Genomic DNA, 16,089 nt, shown 5'->3' on the forward strand with positions numbered 1-16,089 from the left:
GCAATTTCTGCTTTGCCAGGAAAAACTCTCCTGGAACCCAGTATAATCGCAACCTTTATTATCAACGCCAAAACCAAGCGGTCCGCAACCAGCGGGAATGGGGCAGACTATGATTTACCGCCGCCTCGCCTCTAAACCGGGTTCTGGAGGATATACTTGTAAACCAGCCCTTCGCTTATGACATAGAAGCTATGGGCTCCTTCTCCGGTATTTTCATAAAGAACCGGCTGCCCCACCTCATCGGCCACTTTGATCAGATCGGCAATGGACTGCATCTCCAGGGTTTTTTCCGCAACGGCAGCCGGAATCGCCCCCTGCCCGGCGGCTATCCAATCGCCGTACTTTTTCATGATCCTGCTCAGTTCCTGTTCCAGCGGGTCTTTTATCTCGGCGGTGGTCTTAAACATCATTCCCAGCAGCAAGATCAGGAATATAACGGAAGCAGCGGCATACTCCGCCCGCTTGGTTTTTACCCCGGGAACCGCTGTCATCTGCATTATGGTGATGGGAGTCTCCGTCTGCTCCTTTAGCTTCCCCTCCACCGTGAAGGTGCGGCCTTCCATGGGAATGCTCATCACCGGCGCCAACTCTTGGATGACTTCGCCCTGGGCAGTGGACACCCGGGAGCTGACCTGAAAGGCGATGTCCAGCCGGACCACATCCGCCGATATTCGTAAATCCTGGGAAACAGCATTGATAAAATCCGCATAATTGCGTATATTCACCACCGCCTGGTTATTCAAGGTCAGTTTACTGTCGACAGCCTGGAAGGGAGTGGCGGGGATCAATATGTCTTCCTTCTCATAAAGCTTGACCAGTTCTCTCTTCTCTCCGCCGCTGCCGGTTTTCTCCCGGGTCAGATACCCGGTCAGAACCGCTTTCACTTTATATTCCCCGCTTATCTCCGCCTGGCTTTCGCCGGCGAATTGATAAGTGAAGCTGCTGTTTATATAATCAGTCAGGGGGGTAATGTAAGCCAAACCCGGTCCGGCGCTCTCAACTGCAAAATAATTGTTGGGGGTATAATAAACCCGGTAGTCGATGGCGGCCGCCTGCCGGGCGGCATAAACCGGGACCTCCTGGTTGCTTTGAGCCGGCGGCAGGAACCAGCGGACTGCCATACCGGTTGAAGCCAGCAACAGCAAAACTAAAGTCGCTATGATTCCCTTGCGTAGATTCGGTCGGAAGCTTATCTTGTTGCTCATAAACCTGCCCCTTCTTTAATTAATCAATGATTACCGGCCACCTCCGGCCGTCTATAGAGCCCCCCGCAGCCAAAGGGTAAAATATCCCAGTTTGGGTACGACCATGACCACTTTGCCATGAACGTTCTTTTCCGCCAAAAGGTCGCTATCGGGCTCCCCGCTGGCATCCCCCTTGGTGATGAAATATCTTCCCCCATCTTCTTCCTGCACCGCGATAACCCGGTGGGTCACTTTCATATTGCCGAAGGGGAACATGACGATATCACCGATTTCGGCCTCGGTTCCGGGTATTTTATGTATGATCGCCACATCGCCGACATTCATAACCGGCGCCATGCTGCCGCTCAAGATCACCCGGGGAGTGTAGCTGAACACCCCCAGGCAGAACCAAATGATCAATATCGAGGCCAGGCCGGCTCCCAGCCAGGACAGGTAGTTCCCCTCCCGGCGGGATGGTTTGACCTCTCCGGCCTCTTCTTCATAAACCTGTCGTATAAAAATCAAAGTGACCAGGGGCGTCAGGGTGCCGATGAGAGCGGCCATGACCCAATTCTCACCGCTGGGCAGCAAGGGAGAGAGCCTTTCCAAGGCCAGAATACCGCCCCGGTAAATCACCGCCGGGACCGGCCCGCCCAAAAAAGCCAGGTAGGTGGCCAGAAAATTCCGGGACAGTTCCGGAACGACAGTGCCCCCGGCAAACTCCGTCCAGGCCCTGGCATTGTGCAGGCTGAAAAACCTGTTCAGCGGCAGCAGGAATAAAGTGAAAAGCAGGGCGATCCCGGTTATTCCTCCCCAAGGATGGCGCCGGAAAAAACGGTTCAGCAGCCAGGCGCGGCCGATCTCCACCGCAGTCACAGCGGCGCCCAGGGATAAAATATTGATGGCCATCCCCAGCAGGCTGTGGTCATAAGGGCTTTTCCCGAAGCCCCCGATGAGTCCCTGCAGGACAGTGGCCAACAAGGCAATAAAGACCGCGATCAGGGCCGACCAGCGCAAGAGGCGGCCTTGGCGCAGCCTGCCCCCGCTTTTTACCCGGGGCAAGCCCAGGAACATAAGGATCAGCAGCGACCACATCAAAGCCGGCAGCCAGTAATTGCCGGCCATGCCGCCGATTTTCGGCCCCAGGACCAGGTTGTCCAGGAAAAGTGCCGCCAGCAGGGCGCTGCACGCTATCAGCGGATGCCAAACCGTATTCCTGGCCTGTAAGTATTTTATCCCCGAAGCGGTAATCGCCGTTCACCTCCACAGGCCGCCCCAGAATCGGGACCGCCTCTCTATCATACATTAGGCATAAATTCCCAATATCCTGCCGGCCTTTTGCCCGAGAAGACGAAAACAGGGAAGAAAGGTCGGTTTTCTTCCCTGTTTTGCAGGCTCTATCGCTTATTCGCCAGAGGCCTAGTCGGCAAACTTGGGCTCCTCAGGATTAGTCAGGCCGTCAATTATGCGGTCAACTCTATTCAAGGTTGAAATTTCATCCGGTAATTCAAATCCATATTCGTTCCACTGCTGCGCGGTAAGTGTGATGGAAAACTCGTAGGTTGCATCCTGGGCTGCCGCTTGCCGGACCCGGGTGTAGATAGCCACCGGGATTTCCTCCCCGGGATCGATCTGATAGCCTTGCAGGGCCAACTCGGGCTGATCTCCCGTGTTGCTCCAGATCATATAATCTTCCCCATTATCTTTTGATTTGGTGGGATCGGCGTCGAACCAAATCTCAACCAGCAAGTCTTCAGCGACACCATAAACATTATTGGTGGCAATGTCAAATTTGGCGGGCACGCTGCCGGTGTTGGCTATGGTGGTGAAGATGCGTTCCTGGTATCCAGGATAGCCGTTTTCCAAGGTGATTGTCAACAAATCGTCAGTGTTGTCATATGCGGCTCCATCGCCCTGTTGGTCACTGATAACCGCTTCCATAAAAGCTATGTTTTTGTTCGCGTTGGGGTTGCCGTTATCCAGCTCGTCCAGTCCCTCCTTACCATCTACACCATATACATTGCCATCGTAGCCGGTATAATTCGGTCCCGGGTCGGGATTGAAGAAAGAATTATCATCGAGGAACTGTACATTGAGAGTCCCGGTTTTAACCGATTCGGCGATCACCAGGGAGTCGGACCACATGGCATAGGCGCCGCCCAGTGCGGCGAAAGCAAAGACCATGATCAAAGCCAGCACTTTAATCTTTTTCATGTTTTTTCCTCCTCTGTTATTTGTTTTTATTCACGTAACTGCTTGAATCACTCAGAAGTGGGAACAGTTTCTCCCCCAATATTTTCGGGCTGCTCCAGGGCAAGCCGGTCTGACGGCTCCTGCCCCGAAGCCTGGGGCGATTCTTCCGGAACTCCCCGGTCCGGACTTGGTTCCGCCAGGGTCACCAGGCCGTCGATGCGCAGGGCGTCCCGCCACCAGTCAGGGTCATTGCTATCAGCGTTCCACTGAATGCACTCGATATCCACTTGAAAGGAATAATCGCCCGCTTCCGCGGCGGCATCCAGGGCTATCCAGCCTGCGGCGGTTTCACCGGGGTCCAGGCTCGAAGGCAAATCGCAGTCCACCTCAAGAACCCCAGCGGCTGTAATGGTTGGAGATAATCGCACCGGTATGGTTCCCCGGTTCTCCAGTGTGAACCCATAGGCCCCGCCGCTCCCTTCGATGCCGAAGCTTATCAGGTGTCCGTCGGTCCCGTCATAAGCGCCGATTTCCCCTGACTCATCAACTTCGGTGAAAACGATCTTGCCGGTTAATTCCCCGGTAGCGACCCGTTCCTGAATTAAGACCGTATCGCTGTACATCGCCACTGCCGGTCCGATTAAACCGAATCCGGCCGTCAGAGCTATCCCGATCATAAAAATATACCACATGCCATCGTTTCGCTTTTGTCTGCCCGACCTTTTTATTTCTATTCACTTCCTTTCCTCAAGGTCTTGCGGGCTGATACCAGTCCCGCAGTTGTCAGGTAAAACCATGGGGTAGCTCTATTGATAGACTACTCCGCTCCGGCGCTGCGCCCCACACTCCTCAGGCTAAAATTGATGCCGGCAATCCGGGAATTTGTTGGTATACTTTGGTATACCGGCGCCTGCAACCCGGCAACCTGAGCCGGAGGCGGCCCGCAACAAACCACAATGTTGGTTGAAATACTTTTCAGGAATGGCATTTGGCGAATAGGGGGAACAGCCCGGGGCAAGCCGGCGGAGAGAAGGGGATGGCCTCCGCCTGGCAGGTCTTCTGTAACGCTTATAGAGGTTTGCAGATATAAGCCCGGGGAGCTTCCCGAAGCTGGTGAGTGGAAATGAAGGAGGACAGCAGGTTACGAAAACGCGGCGGCAAGCTTGCCCAAACCATGGGAACAGGCATACAGGGCGGCCTGGGTTCGATCGGCCAGTCCTAATTTCCCCAATATTTGGCCTACATGTTTTTTAATGGTATATTCAGTCACAAACAGCTTCGCTGCGATTTGACGATTGGTCATGCCCGTGGCCAGGTATTCCAGAACTTCTATTTCCCGCGGGGTGAGCTGTTCGATGGGATCATTTTTATCCTGGCTGAGCAAGGTTTGCATGATTACCGGGTCCAAATAGGTCCTGTTCCTGGCCACCAGCCGGATGGCGTTCAGAATTTCTTCAGGCAGGGCCTCTTTCAGTATATACCCTTCCACCTTTTCCGCCATGGCTCTTTTAATATCGGCTTTATCGCTAAAAGAGGTCAAAACGATAAAACGGCATTGGGGGGCTGCCTGACGGGCCTTTTTTATTATATCCAGTCCATATTCGCCCGGGAGTCTGAGGTCGACGATAGAGATATCGGGCTGGTGTTCTTCAATTATATGAATGCCGGCTTCTCCGCAGCTGGCCGTCCCCACTACCTCCATGTCGTCCTGTAATCGTATCACTGCTTCAAATCCCTGCAATACCAGGGGATGATCGTCAATCAGCACCAGTCTCATCAATATGTGGCCTCCTTTCGATCATATGGCTGTCCGCTGTTTTTGGGGATGGTGCATCTGACCACCGTACCCCGGCCCGGTTCGCTTTCGATTTCCAGGCCGCCGTCAAAACAGGCGGCCAACTGGCGCATGTTTCTCTTTCCCAGTCCTGTCTGACCGGCGAATGCGCCATTGTTCGGCTCCTGACAACCGCAGCCATTGTCTGCGATTTCTAGAATAGTGCTTTTGGGAAACATCCGCAAATGCACCTTCAATAAACTGCATCTCCCGTGTCTGACCGCATTGTTGCTGGCTTCCCTGACAATACGGTACAGTCCTTTGCGTAAGGCCGGGCTCAATACTTCCTCATTGCCCTCGCACTGCAGGTCAACCTGAATGTTATGCAGCCGGCCCAGATCATCCAGATAAGACGCCAGGGTGTCGACAAAAATGCTTTCACCCCGTTGATGGGGACTCAAGTGATAGATAGAGACTCTCAATTCCCGGGAAGCCCGCAGTGCGGTATCTTGAAGCAGCGCCAGCTTCCCCTGGATGCTTTCATCCTGCAGATTCCCCGGTTCATGGGCTATGGCGCCCAGAGCGCAAACCAAGCTGAAAAGATATTGGGAGACCCCGTCATGGATTTCGTTGGCAATACGGTTTTGCTCCTCACTGACCAGAAGACGCTCCCATAAGTTGTCGGTCTTCAGCCTCTCCAGAATGATCCCCGCGATTCTGGCCAAAAATACAAGGGCACGCTTTTTTTCTTGCTGGCTGCCTTCCGCAGACTGCCAGCAGGCCAGGAGGCCGAAGCATTCACCATTGGAAACAATCGGCACCGCTGTCAATTGGCCGGTTTCCTGCTCAAGGAATTGCTCGATCGGACCTTGATCCGCCTTTAGTTTATTCCATAGCCGGTTCATTTCCGCTTCCCAATCCATCCCTTCATGACAGCCGGTCTGATCGGCGCTGCATAAGAGAGTTCGGCTTCCTGCCGGCCCGCCCTCGTCAAGCCCCGCCGGCAGGAAGCAAGCGGCTGGCGCTTCACAGAGCTTGTTGGCGTAAACCGCCAGGACATTCACCAGCTGGATCCGGTCCTCCCGGGTGGAAAAGGCTTCCAAAGCATGGTAAAGAGCAGAGGTATGTTCCAGTGATTTTTCCGTGGCCGCATGGGCTCGGGCAAGCTCAGCATAAGCCTGTCCCAGGCGCTTATGCAGGGAAGTTGCCAGTTGGTAAAGAGAAGTGGCCAGTAAAAATACCAGCAGGGTGCTCATATGAATGTACAGGAAAAGTATCAGTGAACCGCTGAAGCCTGGATAAACCATGCTGATGCCGATGGCCGCACTCAGAAACAACAGCAGAGTACCCCAGCAATATAAAGCGGGCAGAAATACTGTTGCGGTCACAATGGGATTGAATGCATACCACACAAAAGGACTATCCAACCCGCCGGTGGGCAGCATCAGCATAAGGGCTCCGGTAGTTTCCAGCACGATCAGCTTCAGCACCGGCATATACTGCCCATTTGGGCGGCGGACCGGGAAATCTTCGGCAGAAGGCGTAATCTTGTAAAGTCCCATGATATTCCAGCTGTCAAAAAGATTTTGCGCCAGAATGGTGGCAAGAAAAACGGCCAAAACCACTCCAAGTTTGATCATGACCGGCGAAAATGGAGGCCCCGCCAGATAAAAAGCTGAGGTCAGCATAAAAATCAGGCCCCGGCTGATCCGGAGGGAGCGCTGTATGTTAACCGCTTCATTAATATTCCCGGACTTATCTGTCAACCAATACACAACGGCAGAGATAAATCTACATTTGTTTTTCCAGGGATATTGCATATGTATTAACACCTCATCCCTTATGCTGCTGCACCAGATGAACCCGCGACTTGGGATAGCTGTCCCGCTTTCTGATGCATAATCCAAACTTTACGGCCGTTTGAAGCCCATTCGGCGGGGATGTCCATAATATCTCGATCAGGAGAAAGCAGTTGACCCCATGCTGCTTAAGCAAAAAATATTACAGGATGCTGCTAACCGGTGACAGGAATCGCGTTATCCGGAGACAACCGTTTCCCCTCAAAAAAGCTTCCATAAAGACGCCAAAACCGGCCATTCGGCCGGTTACGCTACTCACTCACCTCGGGGCAAAGCGTCCAAACCAAACCCCGGGTTCATCGTTTCCTCTCTGATAAGAGTTTCTTCTATTTTGTTTTTCAAAAATACACTGATAAGATGTCGTAAAAAGGTCTGATTGACACCCCGCTCCCCGGATCATGCCCGTTGCCATCCAGCAATTCAATTCAATATCAAATGTTGTAATAGCGAGGATTTTTCTGGGCTACAGCCTCTCCTTCAATCATAAACCGCTTAATGTTAGGGTACCATATATTTCCTTTAATTTCAATACACTGTTATTTTTATGTCTTATCTTAGCTAAACACCCTGGTTCCTGGAATTTCGCAACGAGAATACCACAAACCCCATAAACACTAAAGATTTGACTCGTTACGGATTTTTAATATGACGATTTTTATAATGTCATAATCACTCAATGCATGATTTAACCAGCTATCCAAAGAATCCTCGTTATGAGTGCTCAGTAATCCAGGAAACAACTGCCGGATAAAATGTACACAGGCATGAACGGCGCTTTTTGGACATGAAATAACCAACTCGGGTATAATGATTGGCAAGATGGTATGGAGGTGATATGAGATGACCATAAAGGAATTGGAATTGTTGAAGGTGGCGATATTGAACGAGGTTGAAGGCGAGACCTTCTACCGCCTGGCGGCTGAGCATCTGAGCGAAGGCGAAATCCGCACCTTGTTGATTCATCTGGCCGATGAAGAGGTGAGACATCAGGAGACTATGCGCAAACTTTACGCTGACCTGGCGGCAGGCAAGGAGCCGTTGCCTGATGATCTTGACATGGATCTTATACCTTCTACGGGCATTTTTGACCTCATGAAGCTGGGCCAGGTCAAGAGCGATCTGGAAATCTCAGTGATCAGCACCGGGGTATTAATGGAAAAGGCATCAATAGATTACTATAACCAGGCTGCAGAGCAGGCTGACAATAAGGCGGTTAAGGAGTTGTGCCGGTACCTGGCCAAATGGGAGCGCGACCACCTGGAAAAGTTGGAAAAGATATACGATTACCTTAAGTCCGACTGGTATGAACAACAGGGGTTTTCCACTTCTTAAGCAGGGAAACACAGGGACGGTTCTGAAGGGGTCAATCGGAAGTTCTGCGCAGGAAGAAGGCTCAAATTTCGGATAAAACTGAAATTTGAGCCTTTAACGTATCTTGGGCAAAATTTTGATTGCCAGAAGAATGAAGTCGCTGCCTGCAGGTCATATGGGATCCTCGTCCACTCAAGCAATCTGAAAAGGCGATCTCCGAGAATGCTTCCGCCGGCGGCAAGGGGCGTTCAGACAACTCGGCAAACTCTTTTGCCAGGCGGAAACTGGTTTGCAATTCATGCCACCGCCCATGCCGGAGCATCGGCTGAAATCCAATCAATCACAGTACAGCTTAAACTGCAAATCAGTAACGTAAAAAACCAAACCAATTTTATACACAAGATTTTCCCAAAATTTACAATCACAGCATAGCAATTTAATATTGCCATGGTAAAGTGAACCTAAGGCGGTTCCTTTTAATAGTCTGATGAGCATAGCCGGAAGTCAAGAAAAAATGATGTGGTCATGCAAAACGATTGAAACATTTGAAAGGAGAGAACAACATAATGTCTTATGAAGAAACGATGAACAGAAGTTTCGAGATGGCGGAAAAATCCATTGAGAGTTTTTGGGATACCTGGCTTTTGGTTTTAGGAAGCATTACCTGGTCCCAGGAACAGATGGATAAGATGGTGCAAAAATATATGGAACAGAAAAAAGTAGCCCGCGAGGAAGCCGTAAAATTTGTCGAAAATCTTGCCATGCAGGCAAAAACGCAGCAGCAGCAGTATGGCGAAGTCATGAAGGAATCCGCATCCAGTTTTCAAATTCCCGGCTTTACCTGCATGACGGATCTGTTCAAACGGGTTGAGGAATTAAGTAAAAAAGTTGACAGTCTGTAAAATTGCGAAATTCTGGTGGGAGTCATCACCCTTTAGCATACGGATTGGGAAAGGATGAATCGCCTTTATGACCGCTGAAAAACAGAACACCGAAACAAAGCCTCAGGAAGAAAAGTGTTATCCGGATTTCATAGAACTCTGGAAAAAAGTTTATTTTCAAAACGAGGAAGCCTGGAGCAATGCCGTTAAAGAGTATTTGTCGACCAAAACGTTTAACGAAATGGCCCATTCCATGAGAGAACAATACCTGGGCAGCTACCAGGCCGGGAAGCAAAACCTGGAAAAGCTTCTGGAGACAAGCGTTATACCCTCTAAGAAAGACCTGGCCGGGGTTGCTGAATTGATCATCGCGCTGGAAGATAAAATCGATCAGATTGACTTTCAGATCCACACTCATCTCCATTCCATTACGGATAATCTTGTCAGGATGGCGGATTTCCAGCAGCGGAGCTGGGAACAGATCGACCTAGTCAAAGAGAAATTAGACACGATAGGCGCCATATTGAACCTTCCAGCTGAGGAACCGGTGCTGGAAATCTCAGCCCCCAAGAAGACCGATTCGCTTAAAAAGAAAAACAAAGCCAGGAATGAAACGACTGGCTAAAACCAGGAGGAGTATCATGATCGAGAAGACCTACAGTGAATTAAAAGTGGGCGACAGAGATTTTGTGGAAAAAACCATCACCGAGACGGATGTATACCTTTATGCGGGAGTTACCGGTGATTTCAGCTGGCTGCATGTCAATGAGATCCGGGCCCGGGTCGGACATTTCAAAACCCGGATCGTTCACGGCATGCTGCTGGTAGGTCTTATATCCAATGTAGTCGGCAACAGTATGCCCGGAGCCGGGACTATATACGAAAGCCAAACCCTGCGCTTTTTAAAGCCCTGTTATTTTAACGACACCATCAAAGCAGAAACCGAAGTCATAGAAATCATGCCGCGTGGCAGAGTCAGACTGCGCACCACTTGCTACAATCAGCACGGTCATATTTTGCTTGACGGGGAAGCGGTCGTCATTCCTCCCCGCCAGCACGTGTTGGAAACCATGGATATCATGGACAAGGAGTTGGATGACTATGAAAAAAACAGGCTGTACGAACAGCTCAGCCGCCGTGCTGGGTGAGAAATTACAGGAAAGCTATGACCGGTTCCTGGATAATTCCAAAAAATGGGCGGAAATACTGGTTTTTGACCCCTACCCCCAAACCGGTATGACTCCCAAAGAAACGGTGTGGAGAAAAAACAAAGCGAAGCTATACCGGTATATTTCCAATACCGGGGAAAAGTATCAAACTCCCATTCTTTTTATATACGCTTTAATAAACAAAGCCTACATCCTGGACCTGACCCCGGGGATGAGCCTGATCGAACACCTGGTGGCTGAAGGGCACGACGTATATCTGCTGGACTGGGGCGATTTTGGCTGGGAAGACCGCCATCTTAGTTTTGCCGATCTGATTTTCGATTATATAGCCCATGCCGTGCGTAAGGTCTGCCAGTTTTCCGCTTGCCGGCAAATCAGTTTGGTCGGTTATTGTATGGGCGGGACCATGGCGGCTATGTATGCATCACTTTTTCAGCAACCAACCGTTAAAAACCTGGTGCTTATGGCCGCGCCCCTTGACTTTCATGATGCCGGCCTGTCTTCTCTGTGGTTGCGGCCTGAGTCCTATGATGTGGATAAAATTGTGGATGCTTTCGAATTGATACCCCGGCATTTTGTGGATGCCGGCCTGAAAATGTTAAATCCGGTAAACAATTATGTAGCTACCTATAGCCGCCTATGGAAGATGATTGATGAAGGGATGTCGGTTCACAGCTGGCGGGTGTTGAACAAATGGATGAATGACAACACCAACTTGCCCGGTGAAGCATATCGCCAGTGGATTAAAGACATGTACCAGGGCAATAAGCTGGCCAATAAACAGTTTGTTTTGAGGGGCCATTTGATAGACCTCCATCGTATTGAGGCCAACCTGCTGGCTTTATCGGGAAGCAACGATCATATTGTTCTGCCTTCCCAGGCAAAGGCAGCGCTGCATCTGACCTCCTCAGCGGATAAGGACTACTGTGAATTTCCGGTAGGACACGGGGGTCTGGTATTTGGCAGCATAGCGAAAAAATCTGTGTATCCGGCTATGAGCGAATGGCTGGCGATGCGCAGCGCATAAAAGTCATACACGCCCGACACAGTAAAAGAACGTTCCGGTAAAGGAACGTTCTTTTTTTTGTTGGGGGGGCAAACAAGGGGACCGTCTCCCCTTGTTTGCCTTATCGGGCGGCTTTCTCGATATTGAGCGAAATTGCATCCTGAGCAGCGCTGATGATCACATTGTCCCCCGGAGCAATGGCTCCGCCGATGATCTGCCGGGACAGTGCGGTTTCAACCTCCTGCTGAATCAGCCTCTTTAAAGGCCTGGCCCCGTAGTAGGGGTCATAACCCCTCTGGCCCAGATATTTGAGGGCTGATTTATCCCAGCTTAGAATACTCTGCATATTTTCGCGGAAACGCAAAGCCAGCTTCTTGAGCAGCATACCGGCGATCTGTTCGATCTGTGCTTCTTCCAGGGCGTGGAATACTATGACTTCATCCACCCGGTTTAAGAACTCCGGCCGGAAATGCATCTTAAGCAAATCCAGTACTCTGCTGCGCATTTCTTCATATTTGCCTCCGCTCTGAGAGAAGCTTAATATCTCCTGGCTGCCGATGTTAGAGGTCATGATGATGATAGTATTGCGAAAATCGACCGAACGCCCTTTGCCATCGGTCAAGCGGCCGTCATCCAGAATCTGCAGGAGGATGTTGAACACATCATGATGAGCCTTTTCGATCTCATCGAACAACAGCACCGAATAAGGTTTGCGCCTTACCGACTCGGTGAGCTGCCCCCCTTCTTCATAGCCCACGTATCCGGGCGGAGCGCCGATGAGCCGGGCTACGCTGTGTTTTTCCATATATTCCGACATATCAAGACGTATCATTGCATCTTCATTTCCAAACATTTCTTGTGCAACTGCTCTGGCAAGTTCGGTTTTCCCAACCCCTGTAGGACCGACGAAAATGAATGCATTCGGTTTTCGTTTTTTTCGGAAATCAGAGCGGTTACGACGTATTGCACGGGACAAACTTTCAATTGCTTTATGCTGTCCGACAACCCTGTTATGAAGGCGCTCTTCAAGAGCCATAAGCTTACGGGCTTCTTCTTCTGTGATACGACTAACAGGTATTTTTGTCCAGGATTCTATGACTTGGGCAATATCCTCAACTGTCATATCCATAGTTCCATATTTCCCCGCCAGCTCATTAACCTTATCTTGAAGTCTGCACTCTTCAACCTTAAAATCGGCAGCCTTTTTGTAGTCATCTTGTAAAGCGGCCAGTTCTTTTGCGTCCTGAACACTCTTTAATTCCTGCTTTAAGCTTTCAAGCTCAATAAGCCCTTGATTAAGAAGATTTACTTTTGAACCTGCCTCATCAATAACATCAATTGCCTTGTCTGGTAAAAAACGACCATGGATGTAGCGATCTGACATCCTAACTGCAGCTTCAATAACTTCATCAGATATTCTAACCTGGTGAAAATCTTCGTAGTAATTCTTTATTCCTTTTAATATTTCAATGGAATCATCAACCGAAGGCTCATCAATTATTACCGGCTGGAACCTTCGTTCAAGGGCTGCATCCTTTTCAATATGCTTCCTGTATTCATCAAGTGTTGTTGCACCAATAACTTGTATTTCCCCGCGGGCGAGAGCAGGCTTTAAAATGTTAGCTGCATTCATTGCTCCACCTTCGGCATCACCGGCACCGACTATATTATGCAGCTCATCTATTACCAAAATAATGTTCCCGTTTTCTTGAGCTTCTTTTAAAATAGATTTCATCCTTGCTTCAAATTGGCCTCTGAATTGAGTACCTGCAACAATAGCCGCAAGATCCAGCAAATATATTTCTGTGGTAAATAATTTTGATGGTACCTGATGGTTTGAAATTCTGACAGCCAGTCCTTCTGCAATGGCTGTTTTCCCAACACCGGGTTCACCAATTAATACAGGATTGTTTTTTGCTCTCCTGTTTAATATTTGAATAATACGGTCAATCTCTTTCTCACGGCCAATAATTCTGTCAATTTCTCCTTTTTCGGCACGTTCTGTAAGATTTGTCCCATACATATCTAAAAATTTACGTTTAGCCTGCTGCTTTCGCGCCTTAACACGAACATTGTCATGAGTAGTTCCGCCCATGCCGGCTGTTTCCCGGTTTTCATTTTCTTTACTATCTTGGATAGGTTTCCCTAAAGAGCGAAGCAGTTGGTTTCCACTGTTGTCATCATTTATGTTAAAAGCCTCAGCAATGCTGTCCATATCTATATTTTCCAGCATATTCATCATCTGAGTGTTCAAATTCTCAAAATCCTGTTGCGACATTCCTGTTTGTTGTATAATCTGATTAAGTGGCGCAATTCCTTGCTTTTGTGCACATGACATACACATACCGATGGGCTGTTGCTTTCCGTCAATAACCTTGGTTATAAAAATAACTGCAATGTTTTCCTTGCATATTGAGCATTTCATCATATATATCATCTCCGTTAAAGTTATAGTAATGGTTATCCAGCTTTCTTTAGAAGGCTGGATTTAAATATATTTTTCAAATTCAATCAGTTTCAAATTCAATCAGAAAGTCAATTTGTGACTTTCTGGGCGATAATCATATTATTTCATTCCATCAGGTAAAAAGATACTGAAAGTATAAACGCAAAAAATGAGTTTGTATCTGACTACCTACTCTATATAATAGCATATTTATTTCTACTTTACCAGAACCAATTTGTCCTTCCCTCACCTTAGCACCATATATTTCCTCACTTTGCTTATACCAAGGCTTTTATTCAGTATTATAAATATCCTCATTTTAACATTCCAGGATAGTAGGTTTATAGTGAGCTGTTATTATATTGCACATGTGCCTGTTCAGGGCTATGCCAAAACAAATGGTACGTGCTTCAATCCGTATTTATATATGTCGAAATTTTAATTCAACATATATAAATAACTTTAAAACAGCTTTTTTAAGACGGTAATTCGATTACCCTTTCGATTAAACATTATGCTATCGCTGAGGCTTTTTACGATTTGCAGCCCTCTCCCGCATTCCATCAAATCCTGCACACCGCACATTTGTCGACTATGTTCTTGCTGAAGGGTTTTATAGGCATTAAAACCACTACCCTGATCCCTTACTATAATATTCAAAACACCTTCATCCTTCAAAAAAACTTTCATATATATTTTTCTATCGCTACTTCCACTCTCATTGCCGTGCTTTATTGCATTTTGTATCAATTCACTTATGATAATGCGTACATCAAAATATTGGTCACTATTTAAGCCCACGGTGTTGTTAATACTCTTTAATATCGCCCTGATATTTTCGCAGGCAAGGTGTACATCATCCAACACAAAGCCATTATATATTTCAATAATATCTTGCCCTTGGCGTGATCTCATCCGGCTTCTCCTTCGGAAATACTACTCATGATATGATTGCTTCCCAGAAAGTCATTAAACGGCTTTTTTCTGCAATCACAATATGGTTATCCAGCGTTCTTTCGCAGGCAGGGAACATCTTAGCTTCGCTATATTCTTACCCATATTAACACTACTTCCTCAGAATTTTTCTGAATTTTTCTAAAGTTTTTTTCTCCATTCTTGATATATACATCTGAGAAACATCAAATTGTGATGCAATTTGCTTTTGAGTCCTGTTTTCAAAAAAGCGTAAGTAAATAAATTTCTTTTCTATTTCATTAAAATGTTTCATGGATTTCTCGAGGAAATCCCGATTATTAATCCGCTCAAACGTTTCGTCGTCTTCCCCGATAGTTTCGTAGAGCTCTAAATCATCTTCCTCATATACTGTCTGATCAAAGGATTGAATTTTATAGACATTCCATGATTCAATAATTTCAAGAATTGCTTCTTCACTGAAGTCAAGATAAGAGGCTATTTCGTCTACTCTGGGTGATCTGCCGTTAAGCTGTGTTAAATGTTCTCTCGCATGATTAACCTTTTGATAAACCTCATATATCCGCCTTGGTATACGTATAACAGACGCTTTATCTCTGAAATATCTTTTAATTTCTCCAATAATAGTGGGGGTCGCAAAGCTGACAAATTTAACCTCAGCATCTGTATCGAAACGTTCCACAGCATTAATTAAAGCAACACAAGCCACCTGATATATATCATCATAATCTACACCACGATTTAAAAACTTTTTTGATAAAATTTCTGCAAGGTAAAGATAGCGTGAGACAAGTTCATTTCTAATATTAGGATCTCTCTCGCTTTTATATTTTTCAAACAATTCTATATCAGACTCTTCATACATAGCTTTATACTTTTTACTCATTAGGATAATCCCCCAGGCTTTTTCCCATGGTTATTATGCAGCCATCTTTGCATTTCACGGTAAATTCATCCATAAGGGAAGTTATTATCATCTTTGCAAATTCACCTGATTCGCCTTCAAACATTGTCCGAGTAAACTCATCAGTAACTTTAAACAATACTTTAAATTCTTTAGATAACAACTGGAAAGTAATAATGAAATTCCGGTTGGCGTTTTCAGGCTTATATGTAATAATTTTGTTGCACACCTCAGATATGGCAACCTTTATATCTTCAATTGAATCAATATCAAAACCGATTTTTGATGCGATGCCCGATGCTGTTAACCGAACCAGACCTACATAATCCGCCTTTTGGGGAAGTTGCATGGTTATTTCATCAAATATATTATTCATGCTATCTCCTCCAAAATAAAAACCTTATCCAGCCCGGTTATGCGAAAGAGCTT

16 protein-coding genes are annotated in these 16,089 nt (G+C 47.5%); 6 read left to right on the plus strand and 10 right to left on the minus strand.

Annotation, left to right across the window (positions count from 1 at the left end; translation table 11 throughout):
• Positions 1-131: 131 nt before the first annotated feature.
• Both B2633_RS14255 and B2633_RS14260 read right to left on the minus strand, forming a co-directional pair.
• Entirely contained in the window at positions 132-1,205 is a 1,074-nt protein-coding gene (locus tag B2633_RS14255; RefSeq protein WP_483171399.1) for a DUF5305 family protein, read from the minus strand.
• A 51-nt stretch (positions 1,206-1,256) separates the two neighbouring features.
• The gene (locus B2633_RS14260; protein WP_483171400.1) at positions 1,257-2,279 is read right to left on the minus strand and encodes a signal peptidase I; all 1,023 of its coding nucleotides are present in this window, start codon (positions 2,277-2,279) and stop codon (positions 1,257-1,259) included.
• 58 nt (positions 2,280-2,337) lie between these two features.
• On the opposite strand from B2633_RS14260, the gene B2633_RS14265 reads away from it, so the two are divergent.
• Positions 2,338-2,493, plus strand: a complete 156-nt coding sequence (locus tag B2633_RS14265) for a hypothetical protein (RefSeq protein WP_483171401.1) — start codon at positions 2,338-2,340, stop codon at positions 2,491-2,493.
• A 110-nt stretch (positions 2,494-2,603) separates the two neighbouring features.
• Here B2633_RS14265 and B2633_RS14270 read toward each other — a convergent pair whose 3' ends face one another.
• The 4 genes from B2633_RS14270 to B2633_RS14285 all read right to left on the minus strand — a co-directional run bounded on the left by B2633_RS14270 (position 2,604) and on the right by B2633_RS14285 (position 6,926).
• The gene (locus B2633_RS14270; protein WP_483171402.1) at positions 2,604-3,398 is read right to left on the minus strand and encodes a hypothetical protein; all 795 of its coding nucleotides are present in this window, start codon (positions 3,396-3,398) and stop codon (positions 2,604-2,606) included.
• 47 nt (positions 3,399-3,445) lie between these two features.
• Positions 3,446-4,069, minus strand: a complete 624-nt coding sequence (locus B2633_RS14275; RefSeq protein ID WP_483171403.1) for a hypothetical protein — start codon at positions 4,067-4,069, stop codon at positions 3,446-3,448.
• 449 nt (positions 4,070-4,518) lie between these two features.
• Positions 4,519-5,154: a response regulator gene (locus B2633_RS14280; RefSeq protein WP_483171415.1), complete on the minus strand. Its 636-nt coding sequence runs from the start codon at positions 5,152-5,154 to the stop codon at positions 4,519-4,521.
• Positions 5,154-6,926 (minus strand): sensor histidine kinase, encoded by a 1,773-nt coding sequence (locus B2633_RS14285; RefSeq protein ID WP_483171404.1) that lies wholly within the window; start codon positions 6,924-6,926, stop codon positions 5,154-5,156. The genes B2633_RS14280 and B2633_RS14285 overlap by 1 nt, the downstream gene beginning before the upstream one ends.
• A 924-nt stretch (positions 6,927-7,850) precedes the next feature.
• On the opposite strand from B2633_RS14285, the gene B2633_RS14290 reads away from it, so the two are divergent.
• From B2633_RS14290 to B2633_RS14310, 5 genes are all read left to right on the plus strand, one after another.
• The gene (locus B2633_RS14290) at positions 7,851-8,342 is read left to right on the plus strand and encodes a ferritin-like domain-containing protein (RefSeq protein ID WP_483171405.1); all 492 of its coding nucleotides are present in this window, start codon (positions 7,851-7,853) and stop codon (positions 8,340-8,342) included.
• Positions 8,343-8,857: 515 nt separating this feature from the next.
• The gene (locus B2633_RS14295; protein ID WP_483171406.1) at positions 8,858-9,223 is read left to right on the plus strand and encodes a hypothetical protein; all 366 of its coding nucleotides are present in this window, start codon (positions 8,858-8,860) and stop codon (positions 9,221-9,223) included.
• 67 nt (positions 9,224-9,290) lie between these two features.
• Complete coding sequence (locus B2633_RS14300) at positions 9,291-9,827, plus strand: hypothetical protein (protein ID WP_483171407.1); 537 nt, start codon at positions 9,291-9,293, stop codon at positions 9,825-9,827.
• A gap of 16 nt (positions 9,828-9,843) precedes the next feature.
• Complete coding sequence (locus B2633_RS14305) at positions 9,844-10,350, plus strand: MaoC family dehydratase (protein ID WP_483171408.1); 507 nt, start codon at positions 9,844-9,846, stop codon at positions 10,348-10,350.
• Positions 10,304-11,398, plus strand: coding sequence for a PHA/PHB synthase family protein (locus B2633_RS14310; protein WP_483171409.1), 1,095 nt, complete (start codon positions 10,304-10,306; stop codon positions 11,396-11,398). The genes B2633_RS14305 and B2633_RS14310 overlap by 47 nt, the downstream gene beginning before the upstream one ends.
• Positions 11,399-11,498: 100 nt before the next feature.
• Here the strand turns inward: B2633_RS14310 and B2633_RS14315 are convergent, their stop codons facing one another.
• The 4 genes from B2633_RS14315 to B2633_RS14330 form a co-directional block, all read right to left on the minus strand.
• Positions 11,499-13,805 (minus strand): ATP-dependent Clp protease ATP-binding subunit, encoded by a 2,307-nt coding sequence (locus B2633_RS14315; RefSeq protein WP_483171410.1) that lies wholly within the window; start codon positions 13,803-13,805, stop codon positions 11,499-11,501.
• Positions 13,806-14,285: 480 nt separating this feature from the next.
• The gene (locus tag B2633_RS14320; RefSeq protein WP_483171411.1) at positions 14,286-14,738 is read right to left on the minus strand and encodes an ATP-binding protein; all 453 of its coding nucleotides are present in this window, start codon (positions 14,736-14,738) and stop codon (positions 14,286-14,288) included.
• Between the two features lie 151 nt (positions 14,739-14,889).
• Positions 14,890-15,642 carry a SigB/SigF/SigG family RNA polymerase sigma factor gene (locus B2633_RS14325; RefSeq protein WP_483171412.1) on the minus strand — a complete coding sequence of 251 codons (753 nt, stop codon included), beginning with the start codon at positions 15,640-15,642 and terminating at the stop codon, positions 14,890-14,892.
• On the minus strand, positions 15,635-16,036 hold the full coding sequence (locus B2633_RS14330) for an ATP-binding protein (RefSeq protein WP_483171413.1): 402 nt from the start codon (positions 16,034-16,036) through the stop codon (positions 15,635-15,637). Before B2633_RS14330 ends, B2633_RS14325 begins: the two co-directional genes overlap by 8 nt.
• Positions 16,037-16,089 lie beyond the last annotated feature (53 nt).

This window comes from Syntrophomonas sp. UBA1041 (genome assembly GCF_002316705.1).
In the GTDB taxonomy this organism is placed as follows: Bacteria; Bacillota; Syntrophomonadia; order Syntrophomonadales; family Syntrophomonadaceae; genus DTU019.